This window comes from Bacillus sp. V2I10, assembly GCF_030817055.1.
Lineage (GTDB): Bacteria > Bacillota > Bacilli > Bacillales > Bacillaceae > Bacillus_P.
Genome location: NZ_JAUSYV010000001.1, coordinates 2,975,571 through 2,999,809, shown reverse-complemented (window position 1 = coordinate 2,999,809; position 24,239 = coordinate 2,975,571). Strand labels below are relative to the sequence as shown.

Below are 24,239 nucleotides of genomic sequence, written 5' to 3'. Positions count from 1 at the left end.
TAGATTAAACAGAAGATTGATAATTGCGAAAAGAATTTTAGGAGGTAAAATTATGAATTTAATTGTTACGGATGAAGCCAAGAGAGCACTCAAAATGGATGATCATGATAAAATGATTCAATTGTCTTTTGACCAGGGCAGCTGTGATATAGTCAACACAATTTATGAGATAAAAGTTATTCCTAAAAGGGGTACCGTCAGGAAAATGCGGATTTACAACGTTAAGGAATTTTCAATACTAAAAAGCCCAACTTCACCGTTAATTAATAGAGAAATTGGGCTTTTTCATTACTCCATAAGCATTTTTAAGTTATATTCAAAAACCATGCTTTGACATTGTCTAAAGCATGGTAATTATTTAAACTAATATAAATCTGCTAAGTTGATTTTTTTAGCTCATCTATTTATTGAATTCATTAACTGGAAGAAGTATTCAGGTTTGTGAGTCTTATTTAGGTTATACCATGAATGTAATGTATCTGGTGCAAATACATCTAATTTTTTCAGTACTTCCATCGCAAATTCCAGAGGAGCTACTCCTGATGCAGTAACCAAATTCTCACCAGATACCGCAGGTCCCATCTCATAAAATTTTTCTCCTTTATAATTAGGACAAACCATTTTAATATACTCTAAGTTATTGCTTGTATGCTTTCTAGAATCTAGGTATCCCATATTCGCAAGGGCCTCATATTAACCCGTTTTTTAATCTGATCGGCTTCTATCATGATCACCTCAAAAGTAATTTGTTTCTAAAAACAGTTTAGTATGAATATCTTGCATGTTGAGAAAAACTGAACTATTTTAAATGGGAAAAACCCTTCGTGTGTCTTATTTTCTTCAATTAGGTAACGAATAGCGGCAAATAAAAAAGACACCTATAAAGGCGTCTTCAGTATAGAGAATATCTATCTTTAGAATTTCTGTTCTATATGAGATATCTTACAAGTCCTTTTCTATTCATGAATGATCTCGTTATCGATGAAACCGATAAGTCACGCAGATATTTAATACAGTTTTATCCTATTAGGGCCTATAATCCGCAGTAATATGCTCTTCACACTTCTTCTCCCATCAATACAACCTCTAACAAATTTAATTCTCCACTTTCCAGCGCTTCCGTCAGTACTTGAGAAAATTCTTCAGCATTTTTTGCACATCTATAGGCAATCCCAAAGCTTTGAGCAAAGAGATTAAAATCCGGGTTGGTGAAAGCGATCTGAGTAACTGCCAAATTGGCGGCACGCTGGTGTTTTTCAATTAAACCGTAACTCTGATTATTAAAGATAATAATGGTAAAGGCTAGGCCAAGACGCTTTGCAGTCTCAAGTTCTTGAGAATTCATCAGAAACCCTCCATCACCCGATACGACGATGACTGGAGAATTTGGTTTGGCCAAGCGACTTGCTAGAGCGCCCGGTAGCGATGCTCCCATTGAGGCCAACCCATTGTAGATAATCGTTTGACCTGGCGCTTTTGGTTGATACCAACGAGATACCCAGACCTTGTGCAGGCCAACATCAGAAATTACGATACTATCCTTTGATAATTTCTCACTTAAAGTCCACATCACCTTACGCGGCAATTCCTGTTCTGAAGAAGGGATAGTCTGTAGTTCTTCCACCCTACTTGCACGTATTTGATTATATCCTATAGGTTCAGGCCGTTGATCCACTAATTCTAATAATGCCTTGAGTGTATCTTGTAAATCCCCTACAAGATCTAACTCAACCGGAAAATGGGCATCAGTTTCCGCTTGAATTGTGTGAATGTTTAGCACTTTACGGGACTGCTCCTTATTCCACAACACCGGATCATATTCAACCAAATCAAATCCAATAGCAATCACTAAATCAGCTTCAATTAAAGGGCGGAGAGTATCAGTATTAGGCTTCCCACCGATAGTAAACAAATTTCGAGGATGGTCGAATGGCAGGATGCCTTTGGCCATAAAGGAGTTGACCATAGGTAGATTTGCTTTTTCCACCAGCTTCCGAACTTCTTCCCACGCACGATTACGAATTACACCGTTTCCTGCTAGAACGATTGGTCTCTTTGCCTCCATTATGAGCTTTGCCGCTGCTTGTAGTGACGAGCTATCCGGCTTGATTTTAGCTTGCTTGCCAATTAGAAGCGGAGAGCTAATTACCTCATGCCGAGCAACGTCTACAGGCAACTGTATATGAACAGCACCAGGGCTTTCATTCGTAGCGAGATCAAACGCCTTACGTATGATTTCTGGAATCGTATACGCGGACAAAATCTGTTGATTATATTTTGTAATACCTTTAAATAATTGAATCGTATCTATATGCTGATGAGATTCTTTGTGTAGTCGTGTGAGATCAGCCTGACCGGTAATAGCAATCAACGGAGATCGATCAAGATGTGCATTAGCCACACCGGTGATCAAATTTGTTGCACCTGGCCCTAAGGTTGCCAGACACACCCCTGGCTTGCCTGTTAACCGTCCGTACATATCTGCCATGAAGGCTGCACCTTGTTCGTGCCGTGCGAGCACAAATTGAATTGATGATCGCGTTAATGAGTCCATAAAATCAATATTTTCTTCACCAGGGATACCAAAAATGTACTCGACTCCCTCGGCTTCCAGGCAACGTACCATAAGATCACTTGCTTTCATGTGGCTCCTCCATTTCTTGTGTTTTGTAAAAATTTTCCATTTATAATCAACCTAAGACTATCGCGATATCACTTATCTTTCTAAATGGTGTTTCTATAATTTTGAATCGCTCTTGTTTAAAGAACTATTCTCCTTAAGCCCATACTTAGCGATTAGATAGTTGCCCTATCTTCTTATAAGATCATCTCAGCAAGCTTTGCTTGCTCTCGCTAACGCTGATTTACATGCAAAAGGGTGACTAAATATCTTTACTCATATTAGTTCTTCTTTTTGTTTGTAATAAACATATTCTCTATTTTGACAAACAAATTTATACCACAGTCTCTTCTATGAGAAAGTATGAACTATGTGCTACCTCACTATGCTTTTGTATACGTAAAAACCGCATTGCCTTTAGAGAGAAGCGCTTATATAATGCAATCTTTTCTACGCGAATCTTTTCCATTATCTGATCATCACTTTTGTTTTATCAATGTTAACAAAAGAAAATCCCCTCTAAGTATAGAGTAATACCACATATGAAAAATGGGATCTTTACACTACTAGAAAGGATATATGATTCATGAGAATGTACTTCATATCTTGTTAAGATTAGGCAAAAATTACTGATGTTTCACTTGAAATGGGTGAGAGAGACAAATATATCGATTAACTATTACTTCTTCATATTGTTCAATTAAGGAGTATGGAGCGCGCGTATTGAAACCCTTGAGCTATTTTCTCCTTAATTTAGCATAGCATTTGCTCCTTAGGAAATTATGACTTTCGGTTCGGAGATAAACCTTAGGACCTGAACTCTAACTTTAGACGTACATTTTAGTTCAGGGGATAATTTTTTCTAATTCGCTTTTAATAGCTTTGTACGTCTGAAGTCGTCAACTTCTAATCAAATTATTTTATAAATAGATTCTTGCATTTCGGATAAACGCTTCAAAAATGCTCAGGAAAATCAATAGCTAATTGCTTATGGGTGAACAGTGCATCCCTTACTCCTTGTGTTTTTATTATTTTACTGTCTTATAATAGACAGACGGGTCTGTTTAATTATAGGCTGCTAAAGGACATCGTTATTGCCGATGAATTAAATCAACAATTGTTTTACAGACACGTAACTGCCTCATCCTTGTTTTAAGATTATTCATCACGCAAAAATCATTACCATTTTCTATAAGGTAAGAATTTTCCATTAAATGTGATTACTACACGATCACCTTTTGAATCTGCTTTCTTCTGAATATCTAGTTCGAAATCAATTGCACTCATGATCCCTTCACCAAATTTTTCGTGAATAAGTTCTTTAAGTGTAGGTCCATAAACTAATAGTGCTTCATAAAAGCGATATAATAAAGGATCTGTAGGAGGCATTTGCATCACTGTTCCTCTATGAGGGATTTGAGTTAGTGCCTCAACAACTTCTTGATCAAGTTCCAAAAGCTTTCCTACCTTTTCTGCTTCTGTACGAGACATAGTAGCTTGTCCTAATAATGCTGTAACAACCCAGCTTTCAGAGTTCTCTGTAACAGCTGCAATGTCAAACCAAGTTAATCCTTTTGCTACTTTTGCCTCAATAATTTTTTGAGTTGCTTCTTGTCTGTTCATGTATAATCTTCCTTTCATCTATTTAACATAAATTTATTTATTTTCAGTTGTAGATATTTCTTTATAACCATCTATAATTAGGTCTAATTTACCTGTGTCTGGTGCGATAGCTAGACCATGTACAGGAACATCTTTAGGAATTAACGGGTGGTTGCGTACCAACTCAATATTGTTTTTAATCGAATCAACGACATTGTCAAAACCGAACAACCATTTTTCTAAATCAATTCCAGCATATTCAAGGGTATTGAGAACGTCTTGTGTTGCTACGCCCCGTTCTTTAGCTTTTTGCAGTGTCCCTTTTGGATTAGTTTGGCTCATCCCACATCCATGATGGCCAATAATAAAGATTTCATCAGCATTCAATTCGTATACAGCAGTAACAATACTGCGCATAATACTTCCAAACGGATGAGAGATAATTCCGCCTGCATTTTTGATAATTTTGGCATCACCATTGTGTAAATCTAACGCTTTGGGTAAAAGCTCAACCAATCGCGCGTCCATACATGACACGACAACCATTCGTTTTTTCGGATATTTTGTCGCCTCATATTGCTCGTACTCTGCATCGTTTACAAATTGATCATTGTGTTCAAGAATATCATGTAATAGCACTTATAAAACCTCCTTTTATACACTAGTTTAGTAAAATGTTTTACCTTCCCCTCTTCCTCTGTGCTATAACTAAGAATAAGATCTAGACAAGTTGTTTAGCGAGGATAATTTAAGTCTAATCCTCCACTTGTTTCATACTTTGGGTATGTGAATCAAAGGGGTATTTTTTCATGTCCCATCTCTGTGGTTAACTCCACATCGGAACGGTGTTTTGTTTATAACAATAATATAGTTTGTTTTATAATTACTTGCCGGTTATAGTTCTTCTTTTTATTTCACATTCTAATCAAAAACAAATTAATCTTTACTGTTAATTATTCTCTTAATATTTTTAATCGTCGCAAAGTGCAATGCTTCATGGTAAATAGAAAAGCTCAGTAATTGTTCTACTGTTGTAAAGGTAATTCCTGTAGAAGCCGACTTATAGTGAGGATTGATTTCTTCTTTCAATTTGTTTGAAAGTGCTGATTCAATCCTTTCAATTTGTTCCGTTAACAAATCATTCAATTGAGACATCGTTGGAGGCTTCATATCCCAATCAGAAGGTTTCGTTCCTGGATCAAATAACTTGTTAATATTAGCAGGGAATTTAGTTTCTTTTCCAGTAAGTTGGAAAGCAAATCTCTCTTGAACAACATATAAATGGCCTAAATTCCATTTGATATTGTTTCTTAATCCTGCTGGAATGATTTCTGCAGCAGAATCACTTATGTCTTTTACATAATTAATTGTCTGACGGCGAATAACTCCTAATTGATCTAAGATAAAATCACTCATTAATTTCGGACCTCCTTACAAGTTACTGATAACGTTAAAATACATATGCAAGACAAAACAACATACTCTATCTACATACTTGGCACTTCTTTTATTTGGCATAGTGTTACTGATAATAAAATTTATATTTGAGTTTTGATAATAACTCTTTCATTGTTCATTCAAATCATGTCCGAAATTTCTTTTGTGATGTTGCTCTAAACTTAAGCTTACTTGTTGAATAAACCTGGAACACCTCAACTAAGTAACAGTTTATTTGTAACGACGATCAATTTCATTAATTGGGTAATCGTTTCCACTCATATCACGTCTCTTCATCAAACCGTCTTCACCGAATTCCCAAAGTTCATTCCCGTGACATCTCATCCATTGACCCGTTTCAGCATCGCGGTATTCATATTCAAAACGAACCGCAATTCGGTTGCCAGTAAAGCACCATAGCTCTTTCTTCAATTTGTAATCGAGCTCTCTCTCCCACTTCTTAGTCAAAAATGTTTTAATTGCTTCACGACCTGTGAAGAATTCAGTACGGTTGCGCCAGTTAGAATCAACGGAATATCCTAAAGATACACGTTCTGGATCACGTGAGTTCCAAGCGTCTTCTGCGAATTTTACTTTCGCCAATGCAGTTTCAAGTGTGAATGGTGGGCGAATATCTTTACTCATGTTTCATCATCCTTTTCGATTTTAATATTGAATACTAAGCGAATCTTAGAAGTATCGGTGTTTTCAAAAATTATTTGAATTTCCGGTCTGCTTCATCAATTGGATAGTCGTTTCCGGCCATATCACGTCTCTTCATCAGACCATCTTCCCCAAACTCCCAATATTCATTTCCGTGGCATCTCATCCACTGACCGGTATTTGCATCACGGTATTCATACTCAAAGCGCACTGCAATTCGGTTATCAGTATAGCACCATAGTTCTTTCTTCAATTTATAGTCAAGTTCTCGTTTCCACTTGTTCGTTAAGAATGTTTTGATTGCTTCTCGACCTGTGAAGAATTCACTACGGTTGCGCCAGTTGGAATCAACGGAGTATCCCATGGATACACGTTCTGGATCACGTGAGTTCCAAGCGTCTTCTGCGAATTTCACTTTTGCCAATGCAGTTTCAAGTGTGAATGGTGGGCGAATGTCTTTACTCATGTTTCATTCTTCCTTTCATTTGTTGTTATTTATAAGATTTTGGAGCAACTTTTCGTGCTCCTTGACTTTTATTATACAGACAAGTCTGTATAATTTCAAGGATATTATTTTTTCCTTTTCCTTCTTTGATTGACTTTTTCTGCAGGTATGCAGTTATTGGTAAATGATGAGGAATAAAGGAAGTTCTTTATTACTTACACATTTTATTTGCCATACATAAAGTTGATTATCTATAGAACATATAAGTAATGCATGTACTTTATCTCTTAAATACTTACTAATCTTTTCAGTAGTAACAATTTTTGATACTTGAATATTAGTACATCAAGCTCCTGACTTTTCTCTACAATTTGGAAATCCGTAAGTGCCCTGATTACTCATAATTAGTAACTTTTCTCTTATCGAATTAATTTCCTTTAAAAGAATGTCGCAGTTATCTATCTTAAGCACCCTTTCTTTGTATCAATTTTAATTACATAACTTCTTAATTATACAGAAATTTTCGTGCAACCATGACATTATGATCCTCACAAAGAACATAAATCACTCTTCAATTTCTATAGGTAAATTATGACTATATGTTTGGTTGGAACTTTTAATTTGGAATCCATCAGAATAATCAATTGTTAAGTTGTCATCAAGGAAGTCTAAAGAAGATTTATTTAAATAAATTAGTTTCCAATTCGTTTGAACTTGTTCAAAGCCTACATTTAACTTAATAAGTTGTAACCTTAAAACTCCATCCAAAGGAAGCCCACATCCACCCATTTCATAATGAAGAAATCTAAAATGGTTAGGAAATTTATTTTCCAGCTTTTCAAGCTCATCTACCGCAGCTTCTGTAATAATAATATTTATAACTATTCCCACCTTATCTATTTTGGATTAAATGGCGAATACTTCATAAATTCCCATTGATAAGATTTAGAAGTATTGGTTTGTAGAACTTCAGCCACTTGAATTTGTATTAAACGTTGTGCACCAGGGAATTTGGATACAATATTTTCATTAATTTTCCAGATAATTTGCGCCTCACCGGTAAGCTGTAGCGTATCTCCAGTATCGAAATCAAAAAATAGCAGTCCAACATTAGGATTTTGCACGATATTTCCTAAAGTATTAAATAACATATTGCCCGGATAATCTGGAAACAACAGTAAGTCTTCACTAATAGTATGGACAAAACCTGGCATTCCACCTTTGTGAGAAATATCCATTTTTCCTTCTGAGCTTGAACTTGCAATAATGAAGGTATCTGAATTGCGAATCCAATCTTGTTGATTCTTATTTAAAACATCTCGATGATAAGATACCTTATTTACATTTTCTTTAGCAGGATTATATGTGAACTTCCTAGCTTGGATAAATTTTGGACAATTCCCGTATACTTGCTCAGTTTTTACTTCGAACTGCCTATCTAGGGAATAACGCAAAATAACACCGTTAATTCGAATTCTAATCCTGGAGACAAAATCGATTATAAGAATTCCAACCTCTTTGTTATGTTGAATATTAGAAAACAAAGGATCAAACTCGTTTATCCGACCATTAATTCTGACTATATCCGGCCCAATTACTTGTATGATACCAGGATCACCAGCCAAAAATGAACTCCACACTCGCCCTGTGCTATCCATGGACCCAATCATTAATACAGTTTGTTGATTTAAAAAAGATTCAAATTGTTTTGATATGGTTGGCTGAATCATTGTACCTACAGAATCCGCGAACTTCTGTACACTAAGTAGGTCATGTACAGCACGTTCTCCTGAATGGAAGACCTCCATCATTCACACCACCAATCTTTTTGCAGATACTGCGAGTTAACCAAATATTTATTTTATAAGAAATTCGAATAGAACTTTCACAGCACAGCGTCATTTTTTTGTAAAATTTGATCTAGTTTAGTTTTTCTAATGTCCTAATAGTTCATTTATTGTCTTTTCATAAATCCGACCTCCTTTCTCCCCATTTCATATACTTTGTACAACGTCGGAAATGGGGAGAGTATGTCCTAAAACAAACTACAGAGGCTGGAGCAACTCAAATTTATATTACAATCAGGAACAATTATGCTTTACATTCTTACCTTAAAAGGTCAGCAAAATTATTTTGATACTCCTTTTAAATAAACATCTACAAGGACCTGAGCGGTTATACGGCTATAATGAGCAGCTTTATGATTTCCCTCCATCATTGCAGTAACAATCGCTCCCTCAGTTAAAAGAAATAAACCGTTGGTTAATTCTTCTATTTCTTGTATCTCAGTTTCTTCTACAAGTCTTTTGATAAAGCTTTTTAAAAACGATTTATGCTCAAGGGACACCTGGTGAAATGAGTGATCAAGTTCTGTGAATTCTGCAGCAGTATTTATAAAAGAGCATCCGCGAAAATCTGATTGCAAAAACCACTCTTCTAATACATCAAACAAAGCAATTAAGCGCTCTTTCGGCGTACTTCCTTTTTCAAGAACTGTAGATTCAAACCAATTTCTCCAAATTGAATCTCTTCTTTGAAGATAAGCTATAACTAGATCATCTTTGGACGGGAAGTGATTATATAGGGTCATTTTGGCCACCCCCGACTCCGCTACAATTTGATCCACCCCTGTAGCCTGAATTCCTTGTTTGTAAAATAACTCCGAGGCAACATCGAGAATATCCTCTTTTTTACTTCTTTTCATATTTTCTCACCTATTTCAATCGTTCTCCTAAAAATTGTTTTATTAATGCAGCACTAATTTCCAAATCCTCTTCAAAAGGAAAATGGTCCGTATTTAATAAATGTACTTCACAATCTTTAAGGTCTTTTTGTAATGCTAGGGCTCTTTTTTTCTCCAAAGAATAAATCGTTTTCCCCCATGCTACTAATGTAGGAGGCTGATATGTTCTAAAGAATTCCTGCCAGCTAGGGTATAGTTTAAGGTTATTTCGATAATCATAAAATAGTGCAAGTTGGATTATTTTATTACCAGGACGATCTAAAACAAATTGATCCATGTTCCATACGTCAGGACTAAGTTGATCAGGATTACGAGTTCCGTTTGTAAATTGGAACTTCGTAAAGTCTGCTCCCAAAAGTAAAAGTTCATTCAAGTTATTTTTATTTTCTTCAGTTGGATTTTCCCAATATGTGTGCAGAGGATCCCAGGCTGATAATAACCCTTATTCATAGGCATTACCATTTTGAGATATAATAGCCTGAATGCGTTCTGGGTTCTTCATTGCTAATCTGAATCCTACTGGAGCACCGTAGTCATGAACATAGATACTAAATTTCCCTATTTTAATTCATGCACAAATTCATTCATCAAATGTACTAAATTATCAAACGTATATTCAAATTCCTCCATTCCGGGTTGATCACTATTTCCGAACCCTGGATAGTCCGGTGCGATAATGTGATATTCATCCATAAGTTTATTGATTTAGATTTCGGTACATATGAGAATAGGATGGAAATACATGAAGTAATAAAATTGTAGGATTACTTCTATCGCCTGCTTCTCTATAAAAAACCTTAATGTTATTAATATATACCGTTTTATATTGTACTAACATATTTTTAATCTCAGATTGGTTTATTTTTTCTTAACCTGAAAGCAAGAAGAAAGGCTAACGTTTTAAGTTATTGCTTATTACCTCCTCCCTAAAATGATTATACATACAGGTCTGTATAATTTCAAGCTTTTTAATTATCTCCAATTCAATCCAATGCCAATCAGTATTTGTTATTTATGACTCAGTCGAGAACACACGTGATTTCAATCATGAGATGACCGGCTTCTAAGTGTTTAGAAGCGTCAGCACGCTTTGTGAAACGTCCAGTTGATTCAACAACCACTTCAACACCCAGGTCACCCCAGCCAAGTTGAGCTGGATCACGTTCAGCTAAAACTTTAATTTCTTTGCCATCTACAACAAGAGCATTTTCCTTCACTTCTACAGTGCCAGGGAACTTGCCATGAACCGTGTCATGCTTTAAAAGAAAAGCAAGTGTGTCTGTATCTGTTAAGTCGTTTACAGCTACAACTTCCACCTCAGGGTTGTTGAATGCTGCGCGGAAAACATTACGGCCGATACGACCGAAACCGTTAATACCGATCTTTATACTCATAGTTATTCCCCCTATAAGTTATTTAATTAATCGAATATAACCTTTCTTCCAATCACATCTCTATACCTCAACTGCCATCTGTGATTTCGATTTTAAAGAAAAAAAGAGCATTTACACTCGTTTTCCTCTAAATTTTATCCTCTTTTGAATTACCAACTACTTAACAAGGAAACAAGAGAGAGCTATCCAGATTTAACAAAACTGATAAAATCACTATAGATTAACCCCTCTTGCTCCCGTTACGCAGACAGGTCTGTATAATTAAAAGGAGACAAGAACATGCTTAATATGTTTCAAGAAATGAAATTAATCCCTTAGCATGATTTTCAAGTACCCATAAACTACTCTAATTTAGTATTAAGTGATAAAAAACTATCCTTATAGGCTTTTTAGGAATTCCCTCACTGCTATAGGGTGTCTTGGTATTTGCTTTATCCCCCCAAAATATCACTTAAATCTACGGTCTTTTTCTTCAATTGGATACTCATTTCCGCTCATATCTCTACGTTTCATAAGACCATCCTGACCAAATTCCCAATATTCATTTCCGTGGCATCTCATCCATTGACCTGTCCCTGCGATACGGTACTCATACTCAAAACGAACAGCAATACGGTTATCCGTAAAACACCACAGTTCTTTCATAAGTTTGTAGTCTTGCTCTCTTTTCCACTTATTAGTTAAGAAAGTTTTAATTGCTTCTCTTCCAGTAAAAAACTCTGTTCGATTGCGCCAATTAGAATCAACTGAATATCCTAGTGACACTCGCTCCGGGTCTTGTGAATTCCATGCGTCTTCCGCAAACTTCACCTTTGCTAATGCTGATTCGTAAGTAAATGGTGGTTTGATATCTTTACTCATTCTAAACTCCATCCTTTCTTTACAATGGTTAATATTTATTTTGATCTATACCGACGATCCTTCTCATTAATTGGATACTCATTTCCACTCATATCTCTTCTTTTCATAAGTCCATCTTCCTCAAATTCCCATAGTTCATTGCCGTGACATCTCCTCCATTGTCCAGTTTGCGCATCACGATACTCATATTCAAAACGTACTGCAATACGATTATCTGTGTAACACCAAAGTTCCTTCATAAGCCTGTAGTCTAGTTCTCTCTCCCACTTTCCTGTTAAGAAAGTTTTAATCGCATCTCTTCCTGTTAAGAATTCAGTTCGGTTCCTCCAGTTTGAATCTTTTGTATATCCAAGTGAAACACGTTCAGGATCACGAGAATTCCAAGCGTCCTCTGCAAATTTCACCTTTGCTAATGCTGTTTCAAGTGTAAAAGGAGGTTTAATATCTTTACTCATTTTTTCTTCATCCCTTCTTATTATTCAATTTCCCTAAAAAGTAGTTTGTATTCTTTAGGTTCGTATTATTCAAACTGTTTTTTAAGGGGTTTAAACTAAGATCTTGGATAAAATAAATAGACGTATTTGATGAAGTTAAATCACCTCCTCTAAATTTTATTATACAGACAGGTCTGTATAATTTCAAGTTTTATTTGGTTTTTCCAATCTAAATATCTTTTTCTTCTAATACAACTTCAAGTAAGTTCAGTTCACTACTGTCTATCGCTTCCCTAACTGCTAATTGAAAACTGTCAACATTTGAAGCACGCCGGTAACCAATACCAAAGCTTCGTGCGTATAGTTCAAAATCAGGATTTGAAAAAGTAACTTGAGTTACCTCGAAATTTGCATTACGTTGATGTTTTTCAATTAAACTGTAACGTTTATCATTAAAAATAGTGACTATAAATACCAAACCAATTCGGTTTGCTGTTTCAAGCTCCTGTGAATTCATAAAAAACCCCCATTGCGTGAAACTACAACAATTGAGAATTAGGTTTAGCCAATCGACCTGTACTTTAGACACTCCTTTAGCATCTCTTAATACAGCTTTTCTTATCTTCATAGCTCACCTCTAGATAAATTGCTAACTTGTACTTCAATAAAAAAAGCACTTCTCCTCCTAGAAGAAGTGCATCCTTTAGTTGAATAACATTGGGGTAATAAAATAAAAACCTCCCCTTATGATGTTTTTTATTATTAAATTTCATTAGGGAACCAAGCTTTTTGAAGTAACTTGATCCCTTTATCTATTCTTTCTTCTGAAACCCCTCCAAAACCAATCATAATTAACGAAGGTTTAATTTCCCTTTCATTAAGGCAATAAAAAGTTGGGTCATAAACTTTTACACCAACTTTCTTCGCCTGCTTCACTAATTCTTTTGTAGACCTATTTTTAACTCTTATTAACAGATGAAGCCCTGCTTTTTGTCCAATTATTTCTATACGTTTTCCCATATATTCATTTAATGCATTCACAAGCGTTTGATGTTTGTTATCGTATATCTTTCTCATTCTTCGAATGTGACTTGTAAAATGTCCTTCATTCATAAGTATATATAATCCTTTTTGAATTATAGACGGAACGGATTGATAGTAATTACCATACATATGATTGTATGCATCCATTAGGCTTTGTGGCAAAACAATGTAGCTTACTCTCACAGCCGGGGAAAAAGATTTAGAGAATGTACCTAAATAAATTACATTATCTTTTGAATCTAAGGCTTTTAAAGAAGGGATTGGTTGACCTTGATATCGGAATTCACTGTCATAATCATCTTCAATAATAAAGCTACTGTTTTGATTTGCCCACTCTAATAATAACAATCGCTTTTGGATCGGAAGCACCATTCCATATGGGAATTGGTGAGAAGGGGTAATATAGGCTACCTTTGCCTCGACCTTTTTTAGCTGTTCTATATCAATGCCATCTTTTTTAAGTCGGATAGGTTTTATTGACCATCCATGGTTGTTGAAAACGGATTGCGCCCCATCATAGCTCGGATTCTCCATAGCAACTGAACGGTCTCCGTTAGAAAGTAATTGGAGAATAAGGCTTATTGCGTGTTGAGTGCCCGAACAAATAACTATTTGGTCCACTGAACAGACAACTCCCCGAGACTGAAATAAATAATTCATTAATTCCTTTCGTAGGCCCACATCTCCCTGTCTTTCTCCTGGACTTGTTAATTGTTCAGGTTCATCTGTCAACGCTTGAGTTAAACAGCGCTTCCAAATGCGGATTGGAAAAGAGTTTACATCTATATCACCGTACTTAAAATCATATTCAAATGTTTCTTCCTTATTATCCATAGGAACTTTTGATTTATATTTAATTCTCTGTAAAGAAGGAGATAGGGCGGGCTGCTCTAATGGGAGTACAATTAGCCCTACCCTAGACTTACTTGCTACATACCCTTCTGCTAACAATTGTTGATACGCACCTTCTACCGTGTTTTTGCTAATTTTTAAATGGCCTGATAAATTACGAATAGAAGGTAAAAGAGCTCCCTCGGGAATGTCACCATCTTCTATTTTTTGTTTTATGTATTGATACAACTGAACATAAATAGGAACACTACTGTGCTTATCTAGTAAAGGAATAAACTCTAACATATTACCTCCTGCTGACTATATGTAGTTCTCCATGCTAACCTTTTCAAGGACAATATTCCAATACAATTATTATAACCTCTTGGCTGAGAAACCTAGGTATTATAAGGGGTAAGCATTTGTTAAAACTGTATAGTGATTTGAACAAATAAGTACAGATGAGGACCAAAAAAACACTTTTTTATAAAAGGGATAGACTTGTTATCTAGAGTTGTTTAATTAAGATTTATCTTAGGATTATTGATTGGAATTTTATACAAAACAAAGGCAATACATATACAAGCAAAATCCTTTTTGTGCTTGCTTTGTTATACCTAAAAGTTTCTATACCCAACAAAAAATAAAGAAACAAACTTCTATGTCTTCACAGAGTAGTTTGAAGTAATAAACTAAACTATATCATATCCCTTCCCTTTGACCCCATCACATGTTTATAAATTGTACCTTTTCTTAGGGACAATATTTTAATAAGCTCTGTGTATCCGCCTGTAGACTTTCACAGCTAATCAGTTAAAGAGACATGCTTTATATTGGATCAGTTGAGAAATACGATAAGGAAAAATTTGTTATTGCCCTTGTTAATTTGTGCTAATCTAAGGTGAGTATTTATTAGTTATAGGAGTTGTATGATATGTTTGGCATTCATGATTTTACTTTATTCTTAATATCTTCACTAATTTTTATAGCGACACCTGGTATAGATGCTATGTTCGTTTTAAGTAGAAGTATTTCAAATGGGAGAGCAAGTGGCATAGCAGCATCTGCAGGTATTGCAACAGGTGCATTTGTGCATACTATACTTTCTACTATCGGCTTATCCATTATCTTATCTCAATCAGTTGTTTTATTTACTACAATTAAAATTATTGGTGGTATTTATTTGATATACATTGGAATTAAATCTCTCCTCACGAAAGGTAAGGGAATAAGTTTAAATAATACGTCTAATGTATCTTCTATTAAAAAAAATTACCTACAAGGTGTAATAACAAATGTTGCTAATCCAAAAAACATTCTGTTCTATTTATCATTTTTACCACAATTTGCATCAACAACTAGTGGAAATAAATCGTTATCATTCTTACTACTGGGTACAACATTCGCTGTAATAGCGCTGCTGTGGTATGTATTGGTAACATATTTTTCAACTATAGCGACTAAAACAATTAAAGATAACAAAACCTTCAATAATATTCTTAATAAAGTTTCAGGGATAGTTTTTATAGCGCTTGGGATGAAATTAATGATAGCTAATGATAGATAATCGTTTTCCCTATTGGGAAAAACGTTGGATTTGTGCCAGTGTTAAACGAAATGGAACTACATTATCGCGTATAGGATTAGAAATCACTCAAGTTTACAGCACTGGTGCCTGCGTATGCAGTTGGGGCCTCCGTCAAACATATCAGTAACCGTACATTTAGCTCGGGGTAATTTGAGATTACTTGGACAGAACAAAGAGATGTTATGATGGCTGGTTGCGCTAATAGTTTGTCATGGAATTTATTATTAACTAACCTAAATTGTTTACTAATTAAGGCAAACTCCCCTATTTAGGTATTCGATTAACGATAAAACACAAGATATTTAATTTTAGAATCTATTTATAAAGTTGAAATATAGATACATACATTATTTGATTATTAAAATTATATGAGAGCGAGGTAAATTCACATTGGATCGAAAAGTTATTACTTTGGCTATTGGAAAACCGAAGGAATATGATTGGAATAATAAAAAAGAGGTTTCAGCAATAGGAAAATCTTTTGTACAAGTTGTTGAATTGAAAAAATCCGGTTTTGTCGGTGATGATGTTGCAAACCACAAGTTTCACGGTGGTATTGATCGTGCGGTATGTTTATATCCTTTTGAGCATTACTCTTATTGGGAAAAGATATTTCAAAAAAAACTGGCTCCACCTGCTTTCGGGGAGAATATTACAGCAACAGGGATGTTGGAAGAACAGGTTTGTATAGGTGATATATTTAAAATAGGGGATACTATTCTTCAAGTAACCCAAGGAAGGGTACCTTGTGCAACTATCTCTAAGTATAATCAGGAAAAACAATTTTTAAAGAAAGTGGTTGAAACGACTTTAACTGGTTACTTTTTTCGAGTATTAGAAGAGGGGACCATGGAGTGCGATTCGGAAATAAATCTTGTGGAAAAAGACTCAAAAGAAATATCCGTTTCTTTTGCTACCCAAATTCTTTTTCATCAACAACAAGATAAAACATCAATTGAAAAAATATTGACGGTTGATGCTCTTGCAGAGGACTGGAGAAAAAGATTTTTAAAATTGTTATGATTCTTTTCAAAAATTGTAGGTACACAAAAAAACTAGCCTAAAAAGCTAGTTTTTTTGTGTATCCTTGTTCAACTTTCCTGCTTCGTTAGTTTAAGTGAGAAACTTTACAATCTTACTCCATATTTCAACAGAAATATCCAATTTTATTGAAAACGTTCCTCAATAATTTGGCTCTTTTCTTGAAGAAAGAAGCTTTCCTTATTTTAGAAAAGTGCCTTTTCGTTGAAGAACAATGAGTAAGTAAAATAAATACCTACCCTAATAAAATAGGGCTTCTTTGTAGTAATCTCAGATCCTATATTCCTGGGATTACATGTATTTTATCTATTTAGATAACCACAAATTAGCTAAATCAATCGCACTACGTGCAGCATTTGTATTTGCTAATGCGTTTAACATCACAAAGTCATGAATTATCCCTTGGAACCGAACAGTTGTTACCCCAACACCTGCCTCACGAAGTTTATTACCGTATGCTTCTCCTTCGTCACGTAGTACATCCGCTTCAGCTGTAATAATTAATGCCTTCGGTAAGCCTTTTAATTGTTCAGTTGTTGCACGGAGTGGAGACGCTGTTATTTCATTTCGTTCGTTCGGGTCAGTTGTATACTGATCCCAAAACCATTTCATGGCATCCCGACGAAGAAAATAGCCTGTTTCGAATTGATTGTAGGATTCAGTTTCAAAAGATGCATCTGTTACTGGATAGAATAGTAGTTGTTTTTCGATTTTTGGACCTTTTCTATTTTTAGTCATATGTGTTATAGCCGCAGACATATTTCCTCCAACACTATCTCCAGCTACAGAAATTTTCTCTGTATTCATACCATACTCTTTTCCATGTTTTTCAATCCATAATAATACAGCATATACCTCTTCAATCGCTGTTGGATATTTTGCTTCCGGAGAAAAATATATCATATACAATTAATATCTATAATGTGTATTATTTTGATAATTACATAATTTGAACTGAATGACTTATGGCAACTAACATTTATCCTGAATAGTATAATACTAGCCACCTTTATTATAGTTCAGTAAAAAAAACACACTGGAATTTATCCAATGTGTTTTTTTTACTACTCATAAGAGACTTTATGTTAACTAGTTTTGCATAGTGTATACCCTATTGATACAAGGTTTTCTGCCTTAACGTTGTAAATCCGCATAATCCTGATGCTACCCCTTGTAGACTGTGGAAGCCCACACCACGTTCATTTAAGCTATTCACAATTTGAATTAAATCTTGCATATTGCGTCCTAATCGATCCAATCGCCAAACAACAATCGTATCGCCTTCACGTGCATACTGAAGCGCTTCCTCTAAACCAGGACGCTGTCTTTTTGCCCCACTCATTTTATCGTGAAAAATTTTGGAACAGCCATATTGCGTAAGAGCGTCCATCTGTAAATTTAAATTTTGTAATCCCGTCGACACACGTGCATATCCAATTAACACTCAAATCACTCTTTCTTATTTTTCCTTAATATTTATTGTAACATAAGATAAAAATAGATAGGTTATTGAACATAGAATAATGAACAGAGTTTTGTTACGAGAAAGGCAATAAAAAACGTCCTTTTCAAATCGAACAGTGGTGTGTTCAGAAAAGGACGAGTTTTGGAACAAATAATAAATTGTGTGCTTTTTTAATTTTGTTCAGCAATCGGGCCATTTAATTGAATAAATCTAACCGTTTCTAGAAGAAACGGTCAGATTGACGAGAGAAAGTTTATTCACTCGTATTTCTTTAAAACAATAGCTGCATTATGACCTCCGAAACCAAATGAGTTAGATAGACCTGTATTTAATTTCACTTGGCGAGCAACAGATGGTACATAATCTAGATCACATAATGGATCAGGATTTTCTAAGTTAATTGTTGGAGGAACTATCCCTTCCTTTATGCTCATTGCTAAAGCAATTGCTTCAACTCCACCAGCTGCCCCTAACATATGACCAAGCATAGATTTATTAGCTGTTACTGGAATCTGATAAGCTTGTTTTCCAAACAGCTGCTTAATAGCCATCGTTTCAGAGATGTCCCCCACTTTTGTACTTGTTGCATGGGCACTAATAACATCAATTTCTTCAGGTGATAAATTGGCATTTTTTAAAGCTGATCTCATTGCAAGATAGGCACCTTTACCTTCCGGATGTGTAGCTACGATATGGTGTGCATCTGAACTTGCACCATATCCAATAACTTCTGCATAAATCTTTGCGTCTCTACGTAAAGCATGAGATAAAGATTCTAAGATTAGAATTCCAGCTCCTTCTGACATGACAAATCCATCTCGATTTTCATCAAATGGACGACTAGCTTTAGTAGGCTCATCGTTTCTTGTTGAAAGTGCTGTAGCATTACCAAAACTTGCTATTGATAAATCTGTTATAGCTGCCTCTGTTCCACCCGCAAACACAACGTCAACTTCTCCATAACGAATTAATCTAAAGGCTTCTCCAATAGCTGTATTTCCAATTGCACAAGCAGAAACAGGCGACATAGAAGGACCCATCGCGTTCCACTTGATACTAATTTGTGCTGCTGCAGCATTAGAAATCATGGCAGGTACTAGGGTCGGGCTGACTCTTCTTGGCCCCTTCTGCCTAAGCGCATCAATATTTTCAATGAAGGTTTCAATTCCGCCTATACCTGAACCTACGTATACGCCAAACCTTTCTGCATCTATACTATCGAGGTCTAACTCAGAATCTGCCCAAGCTTGTTCAGCTGCAGCCAAAGCAAATTGAGAAAAGCGATCTAAACGTCTTGCTTCGTTCTTTCCTAAAACTTCATCTGCATCAAAATCTTGGACGATACCTGCAATTTTTGTTTTATGATTAGTAACATCAAATGTATCAATAGTGGATATACCAGATTCCCCGTTAATCAGATTGTTCCAAAATGTTTGGATGTTGTTTCCTATAGGAGACACTACCCCCATACCGGTAATCACAACTCTTTCCACTTTTCATCCCTCCAAATCAATGATTTAATAGTATTTTACATCTCTTTTATCCTATTACAAGGGATAGTTTATCCTGGTATAATTACTACTAGGTTAAATTCATAATATGAGGAGTTTTAAAAATGAATGATAAAACTAGGCTTGAAGCTTTGTCGACATTCTTAAAAGCTAAGCGTGCCCAAATTAAACCAGAGTCTATTGGTTTGTCTGCCCGAACCCGAAGAAGGACACCTGGGTTACGAAGAGAAGAGGTTGCACAATTAGCAGGTGTAAGTACCACTTGGTATACATGGCTAGAGCAAGGAAGAGATATAAAAGTTTCTTCAATCGTACTTGATTGTATTTCTGCAGCTCTACAATTAAATAATGATGAAAGAGACTACTTATATGACCTGGCATTAGAGGCAAAATCAGAAATTCCCCATCAAAAAAAGGATCAATCAGAGCTTAGCCCTTCTTTAAAGCGAATACTAGCTGAATTAACATATTGTCCGACTATCATTACGGATCGACATTGCCATATTGTCGGCTGGAATCCTGCAGCTGCTTATGTTTTTTTAGATTTTGAACAAATACCGAATGATCAAAGAAATTTGATTCGTTTAGTGTTCACTAGAAAAGAATTAAAAGCATTAGCCGTTAATTGGGAACATTTTGCGAAAGGTTTTCTTGCTATTTTCCGTACCTATTATGGGCACTATTTAGGCGATGAATGGTACAATCAATTTATTAAAGAAATGAGTCATTCACACTCAGAATTCCAGGATTTATGGCAAGAAAGTCAAGTAAGTAAGGCTCCAGAAATGATAATTGAATTCAGACATGCTAAAGCAGGCAAAATGTTATTTAATTTAACTTCTCTTCAGGTTCAAGGTGATATGGATTTACGGTGCAGTATCTATACACCAGTAGAGGAAACAGATACAGAAAATAAATTAAAGCGATTAATGAAGAGGGTTTCCGTTGAAAATTAATAAAGTAATTTCATTACACTAGCGAAATGATACTGATTACTGAACGAAGTCATTATTCCTTATGGGAAAAAGAGTTAACTTTACTGTTGCCCTCTTGTTCCACGGTCGGATGGCGTTAGTTGAAGAAAAATAAGCTAATTTGCATTCGTGTTTCTATTTTCGTTATTCCATTATAGGGCGCAATACTGGAACTGGTATGCTCCCCTTATAGTAGACACATTTAAAAAAGCGCATTAATCTGTCTACTAGGAGGGGGTATTTTTTATGGAGAAAAAAGCAGAGACTTATGATATATCGTTTAAGAAAAAAGCGGTGGATTTATATCATCAAAAGAAGAATTATTCAGCTGTTTCCAGAGAATTAAACATTCATCGAAAAAACATACAACGGTGGGTTAAACAGTTTAGTGAAGATGGAATTGTTGGTCTTAGAGAGAAACGCGGAAGAAAAAGTGGGTCTGGTAAAGTCTCTTCATCTACTATTGAAAATCCTCAAAAGAAAATAAAGCGATTAGAAGCTGAGAACGAACTGTTAAAAAAGCTTTTAAAGATGTGAAAGGGGGAATTGATTTAGAACCTAGTAATCTATTTCAAATCATTGATGATTTATCTAATCATTCTATACAGCTACTTTGCCATCTGGCTAAAGTATCAAGAAGTGGATACTACAAGTGGGTAAAGCGTAAAGCATTACCTTCGGAAAAGCAGATAGAGGATGAGAAGCTAAAGCAGAAAATAATAGAATGTCATCAGAAATATAAGGGCATCTATGGCTATAGAAGAATACAAATTTGGTTAAAGAGGACCTATGATATTCACATTAATCACAAAAAAGTTCAACGGTTACTAAGTGAGCTAGGTATTAAAGCAATTATCAGGAAGAAACGAATTTATTACGGTAAGAAAGAACCTTATCTTATCTCGAATAATTATTTAAATAGAGCCTTTTACGCTTCTCGCCCTAATGAAAAGTGGGTAACTGATATTACGTACCTCATTTTCAATGGACAGAAACTATATTTGTCTGCCATCAAAGACCTATATAATAACGAAGTTGTTGCGTACCAAATTAGTAGACGCAATGATTATAAGCTAGTCTTGGATACTCTTAAAAAAGCCATAAAAGGAAGGAATGTAAAAGGAATCCTTCTCCATAGTGATCAAGGATACCAATACACGTCCCATAACTATAATCAGCTACTCACAAGAAATAAAATGAAAGCTAGTATGTCTAGAAAGGGCAACTGTTGGGATAACGCTAGTATGGAAAATTTCTTTAGTCATTTAAAAACAGAATGTTTTAACCTTCATACTTTTAAAACTTCACAAGAGGTTAGAAGGGCTATTAAAGACTACATTCTCTTTTATAACCACGAAAGGTTTCAAAACAAGCTAAACAACCTGACTCCTATCGAATATAGAAGTCAGGCTTCTTAACTGCGCTTATTTTTTGTGTCTACTTGACAGGGGTCAGATCACAGGTGAACTGCACCCCAATTGTTAGACACAACTAACAATTGGAGGTGCAGTTTTTTATGGCGAGATTTACTTCAGAAGAAAAAATACAGGCAGTAAGACAATATATAGATGGTAATGAGGGAGGACAAACAATTGCTAAATCTATTGGTGTTCATCCGAGTTTACTCCATCAGTGGATTAAACAATTTGCACTTTTTGGTGATGATGCTTTTGAAAAACGCTATACACCCTACCCCGCACAGTTTAAACTAGATGTACTCAATTATATGAACGAACACGGGACGTCTATCAGGGAAACTGCGGCGATTTTTAATATTCCATCTTATGAAACGCTTCGAAAATGGAAAGTTGCTTATGAAACAGAAGGATTTGATGCCCTACAATCAAAGAAAAAGGGGCGTCCATCCATGAAAAATAAAAATAATAAGACATCAAATATTCATGTACCCGATGAAGGGTCAATAGAGGCTTTACAGGCAGAGAATGAACGTTTACGTATGGAGAATGCCTATTTAAAAAAGTTGAATGCCTTAGTTCAAAACAAGGAAAAATCACCAAACAAGACAAAGCACAAGTAGTCTATGAATTAAGGAATGCATTCCCGGTGAAAGCACTTATACAGCTAGCAGACATTCCGCGTAGCACGTATTACTATTGGGTGAAAAACTTCGGTCGTCCTGATCCAGATGCAGAACTGAAAGTATTGATTAAATCTGTTTTCGATGAACATGAAGGTCGGTTTGGTTACCGTCGTATTCGTGATGAACTTAGAAATCGCGGACACCAAGTAAACCACAAAAAGGTACAGCGTATCATGAAAGAACTAGGGCTAAAATGTCTTGTCCGTATGAAAAAATATCGCTCTTACAAAGGAACTGTGGGCAAGATTGCTCTAAATATTTTAGATCGCAATTTCAAAGCTGAAAAACCAAATGAGAAATGGGTTACGGATATTACAGAGTTTAAATTATTTGGAGAAAAGCTATATTTATCGCCGATATTGGACTTATTTAATGGAGAAATCATTACGTATACAATCGGTTCAAGACCAACCTACTCACTCATTTCAACGATGTTAGATCAAGCTTTTGAAAGTTTAACAGACGACGATACTCTCCTTATTCATTCCGATCAAGGCTGGCATTATCAAATGAAACAATACAGTAATGCCCTTAGGGAACGTGGCATTACGCAAAGTATGTCTCGCAAAGGGAATTGTTACGATAACGCTGTTATGGAAAATTTCTTTGGTATCATGAAATCGGAACTTCTTTATCTAAAAGAATTTGAAAGTGTGGAACACTTTAAACAAGAACTAGAAAAATATATAGAATACTATAATCACAAACGAATCAAGGCAAAATTAAAAGGCATGAGCCCGGTACAATACCGAGCTCATGCCCAACGGGCTGCCTAATGAAATAACCTGTCTAACTTTATGGGGTCAGTTCAAGGAAATCGGCTTTTTTTAGGTGGAGTATTTGCATAGCGTATAAAATTCGCATTTTTGCTCTGGACTCCAACTTGGAAATAAAAGTAAGACTATGACCCATTTTCACACGTATCTCGGCTGAATCCCTCAATTACTCCGTCTCTATTTTGTTTTCCCATCCAAGAACTAGCATCACGCCACTTTAGACTCTTGGAAGAAATCCAGCTATTAGTGCCAAGTGTATAATCTTTGGGTTCCCAATCATAGTCATCAGCCCAATAAAATAAACCTTTTTGTAAAATCAGTTTTGCATCATAAATGATTGAATCGTAATTAATTGGACTTGGAACGATGTGAAATTGGGTTACACCTTCAAATAATAACTCAATTGCAGAAGGGTCACGAAACTGCCTTTGGAAATGTATTCGTACATTAATATCGAGTTGGGTGACATACCCATCGATAAATTTTCATCAACATAACTCTCAGTCCACATATATAATTCCTTTAAACAACTATCATGAAATCTACTAAATTTGTCCAAAAGTTTTTCAATATCTTTACTATCTTTAACTTCTATCCAATCCATCGGATACCACCCACTTATTAGGTATTCTTTTCACATTAAATAATAGGACTCCATCAGTTAGATAAATATGGAAAATCAACATTTCAATTTACAGGAATTTTAGAT

General features: G+C 35.4%; 23 protein-coding genes and 4 pseudogenes. 7 read left to right on the top strand and 20 right to left on the bottom strand.

Annotated elements, in window-relative coordinates:
• Window positions 1-52: 52 nt before the first annotated feature.
• Window positions 53-334, top strand: coding sequence for a hypothetical protein (locus QFZ72_RS15100; protein ID WP_307434695.1), 282 nt, complete (start codon window positions 53-55; stop codon window positions 332-334).
• Window positions 335-396: 62 nt separating this feature from the next.
• Here QFZ72_RS15100 and QFZ72_RS15095 read toward each other — a convergent pair.
• The 17 genes and pseudogenes from QFZ72_RS15095 to pdxR all read right to left on the bottom strand — a co-directional run.
• Window positions 397-684: pseudogene (locus tag QFZ72_RS15095) on the bottom strand (type 1 glutamine amidotransferase family protein); the annotation flags it as partial.
• A gap of 373 nt (window positions 685-1,057) precedes the next feature.
• Window positions 1,058-2,644 (bottom strand): acetolactate synthase large subunit, encoded by a 1,587-nt coding sequence (locus QFZ72_RS15090; RefSeq protein ID WP_307434692.1) that lies wholly within the window; start codon window positions 2,642-2,644, stop codon window positions 1,058-1,060.
• Window positions 2,645-3,799: 1,155 nt separating this feature from the next.
• On the bottom strand, window positions 3,800-4,243 hold the full coding sequence (gene cynS / locus QFZ72_RS15085; protein ID WP_307434688.1) for a cyanase: 444 nt from the start codon (window positions 4,241-4,243) through the stop codon (window positions 3,800-3,802).
• Window positions 4,244-4,276: 33 nt separating this feature from the next.
• Window positions 4,277-4,861 (bottom strand): beta-class carbonic anhydrase, encoded by a 585-nt coding sequence (locus QFZ72_RS15080; RefSeq protein WP_307434685.1) that lies wholly within the window; start codon window positions 4,859-4,861, stop codon window positions 4,277-4,279.
• A gap of 297 nt (window positions 4,862-5,158) precedes the next feature.
• Window positions 5,159-5,638 (bottom strand): DinB family protein, encoded by a 480-nt coding sequence (locus QFZ72_RS15075; RefSeq protein WP_307434684.1) that lies wholly within the window; start codon window positions 5,636-5,638, stop codon window positions 5,159-5,161.
• A gap of 252 nt (window positions 5,639-5,890) precedes the next feature.
• Window positions 5,891-6,304, bottom strand: coding sequence for a nuclear transport factor 2 family protein (locus tag QFZ72_RS15070; protein WP_307434681.1), 414 nt, complete (start codon window positions 6,302-6,304; stop codon window positions 5,891-5,893).
• A gap of 70 nt (window positions 6,305-6,374) precedes the next feature.
• On the bottom strand, window positions 6,375-6,788 hold the full coding sequence (locus QFZ72_RS15065) for a nuclear transport factor 2 family protein (RefSeq protein WP_307434678.1): 414 nt from the start codon (window positions 6,786-6,788) through the stop codon (window positions 6,375-6,377).
• Window positions 6,789-7,054: 266 nt separating this feature from the next.
• On the bottom strand, window positions 7,055-7,162 hold the full coding sequence (locus QFZ72_RS29495) for a Spo0E family sporulation regulatory protein-aspartic acid phosphatase (protein ID WP_373464696.1): 108 nt from the start codon (window positions 7,160-7,162) through the stop codon (window positions 7,055-7,057).
• Between the two features lie 169 nt (window positions 7,163-7,331).
• Window positions 7,332-7,658, bottom strand: a complete 327-nt coding sequence (locus QFZ72_RS15060; RefSeq protein ID WP_307434675.1) for an iron-sulfur cluster biosynthesis family protein — start codon at window positions 7,656-7,658, stop codon at window positions 7,332-7,334.
• A gap of 5 nt (window positions 7,659-7,663) precedes the next feature.
• Window positions 7,664-8,578 (bottom strand): pyridoxamine 5'-phosphate oxidase family protein, encoded by a 915-nt coding sequence (locus tag QFZ72_RS15055; protein ID WP_307434672.1) that lies wholly within the window; start codon window positions 8,576-8,578, stop codon window positions 7,664-7,666.
• Between the two features lie 317 nt (window positions 8,579-8,895).
• The gene (locus QFZ72_RS15050) at window positions 8,896-9,471 is read right to left on the bottom strand and encodes a TetR/AcrR family transcriptional regulator (RefSeq protein WP_307434669.1); all 576 of its coding nucleotides are present in this window, start codon (window positions 9,469-9,471) and stop codon (window positions 8,896-8,898) included.
• 10 nt (window positions 9,472-9,481) lie between these two features.
• Entirely contained in the window at window positions 9,482-9,883 is a 402-nt protein-coding gene (locus QFZ72_RS15045; protein ID WP_307434666.1) for an alpha/beta fold hydrolase, read from the bottom strand.
• A 682-nt stretch (window positions 9,884-10,565) separates the two neighbouring features.
• Window positions 10,566-10,904, bottom strand: a pseudogene (locus QFZ72_RS15040) (glyceraldehyde 3-phosphate dehydrogenase NAD-binding domain-containing protein); the annotation flags it as partial.
• Window positions 10,905-11,351: 447 nt separating this feature from the next.
• A complete protein-coding gene (locus QFZ72_RS15035; protein WP_307434663.1) occupies window positions 11,352-11,765 on the bottom strand; it encodes a nuclear transport factor 2 family protein in 414 nt (137 codons plus the stop codon).
• A 35-nt stretch (window positions 11,766-11,800) separates the two neighbouring features.
• The gene (locus tag QFZ72_RS15030; RefSeq protein ID WP_307434661.1) at window positions 11,801-12,220 is read right to left on the bottom strand and encodes a nuclear transport factor 2 family protein; all 420 of its coding nucleotides are present in this window, start codon (window positions 12,218-12,220) and stop codon (window positions 11,801-11,803) included.
• Window positions 12,221-12,428: 208 nt separating this feature from the next.
• Window positions 12,429-12,716, bottom strand: coding sequence for a thiamine pyrophosphate-dependent enzyme (locus QFZ72_RS15025; protein ID WP_307434658.1), 288 nt, complete (start codon window positions 12,714-12,716; stop codon window positions 12,429-12,431).
• A 245-nt stretch (window positions 12,717-12,961) separates the two neighbouring features.
• Window positions 12,962-14,380, bottom strand: a complete 1,419-nt coding sequence (pdxR, locus tag QFZ72_RS15020; RefSeq protein ID WP_307434655.1) for a MocR-like pyridoxine biosynthesis transcription factor PdxR — start codon at window positions 14,378-14,380, stop codon at window positions 12,962-12,964.
• Between the two features lie 628 nt (window positions 14,381-15,008).
• Here pdxR and QFZ72_RS15015 point away from each other — a divergent pair.
• Both QFZ72_RS15015 and QFZ72_RS15010 read left to right on the top strand, forming a co-directional pair.
• Window positions 15,009-15,641, top strand: a complete 633-nt coding sequence (locus tag QFZ72_RS15015) for a LysE family translocator (protein WP_307434652.1) — start codon at window positions 15,009-15,011, stop codon at window positions 15,639-15,641.
• A gap of 411 nt (window positions 15,642-16,052) precedes the next feature.
• Window positions 16,053-16,685 (top strand): MOSC domain-containing protein, encoded by a 633-nt coding sequence (locus tag QFZ72_RS15010; RefSeq protein WP_307434649.1) that lies wholly within the window; start codon window positions 16,053-16,055, stop codon window positions 16,683-16,685.
• Between the two features lie 324 nt (window positions 16,686-17,009).
• On the opposite strand, the pseudogene QFZ72_RS15005 reads toward QFZ72_RS15010, so the two are convergent.
• From QFZ72_RS15005 to fabF, 3 genes and pseudogenes are all read right to left on the bottom strand, one after another.
• Window positions 17,010-17,594 (bottom strand): annotated as a pseudogene (locus QFZ72_RS15005) (alpha/beta hydrolase); the annotation flags it as partial.
• Between the two features lie 280 nt (window positions 17,595-17,874).
• Window positions 17,875-18,147: pseudogene (locus tag QFZ72_RS15000) on the bottom strand (recombinase family protein); the annotation flags it as partial.
• 278 nt (window positions 18,148-18,425) lie between these two features.
• Entirely contained in the window at window positions 18,426-19,661 is a 1,236-nt protein-coding gene (gene fabF / locus QFZ72_RS14995; RefSeq protein WP_307434647.1) for a beta-ketoacyl-ACP synthase II, read from the bottom strand.
• Window positions 19,662-19,783: 122 nt separating this feature from the next.
• Here fabF and QFZ72_RS14990 point away from each other — a divergent pair, with 122 nt between their 5' ends.
• The 4 genes from QFZ72_RS14990 to QFZ72_RS14975 all read left to right on the top strand — a co-directional run bounded on the left by QFZ72_RS14990 (window position 19,784) and on the right by QFZ72_RS14975 (window position 23,530).
• Window positions 19,784-20,635, top strand: a complete 852-nt coding sequence (locus QFZ72_RS14990; protein ID WP_307434644.1) for a helix-turn-helix transcriptional regulator — start codon at window positions 19,784-19,786, stop codon at window positions 20,633-20,635.
• A 264-nt stretch (window positions 20,636-20,899) separates the two neighbouring features.
• Complete coding sequence (locus tag QFZ72_RS14985) at window positions 20,900-21,190, top strand: helix-turn-helix domain-containing protein (RefSeq protein ID WP_307430193.1); 291 nt, start codon at window positions 20,900-20,902, stop codon at window positions 21,188-21,190.
• A complete protein-coding gene (locus QFZ72_RS14980; RefSeq protein WP_307430190.1) occupies window positions 21,187-22,071 on the top strand; it encodes an IS3 family transposase in 885 nt (294 codons plus the stop codon). Before QFZ72_RS14985 ends, QFZ72_RS14980 begins: the two co-directional genes overlap by 4 nt.
• Window positions 22,072-22,169: 98 nt before the next feature.
• Window positions 22,170-23,530, top strand: a protein-coding gene (locus QFZ72_RS14975) for an IS3 family transposase (protein WP_307434641.1) whose coding sequence is annotated in 2 segments (ribosomal slippage) — window positions 22,170-22,626 and window positions 22,626-23,530 — 1,362 coding nt in all. Because the reading frame shifts where the segments join, the coding sequence is not laid out codon by codon here.
• The last annotated feature ends 709 nt before the right edge of the window (window positions 23,531-24,239 follow it).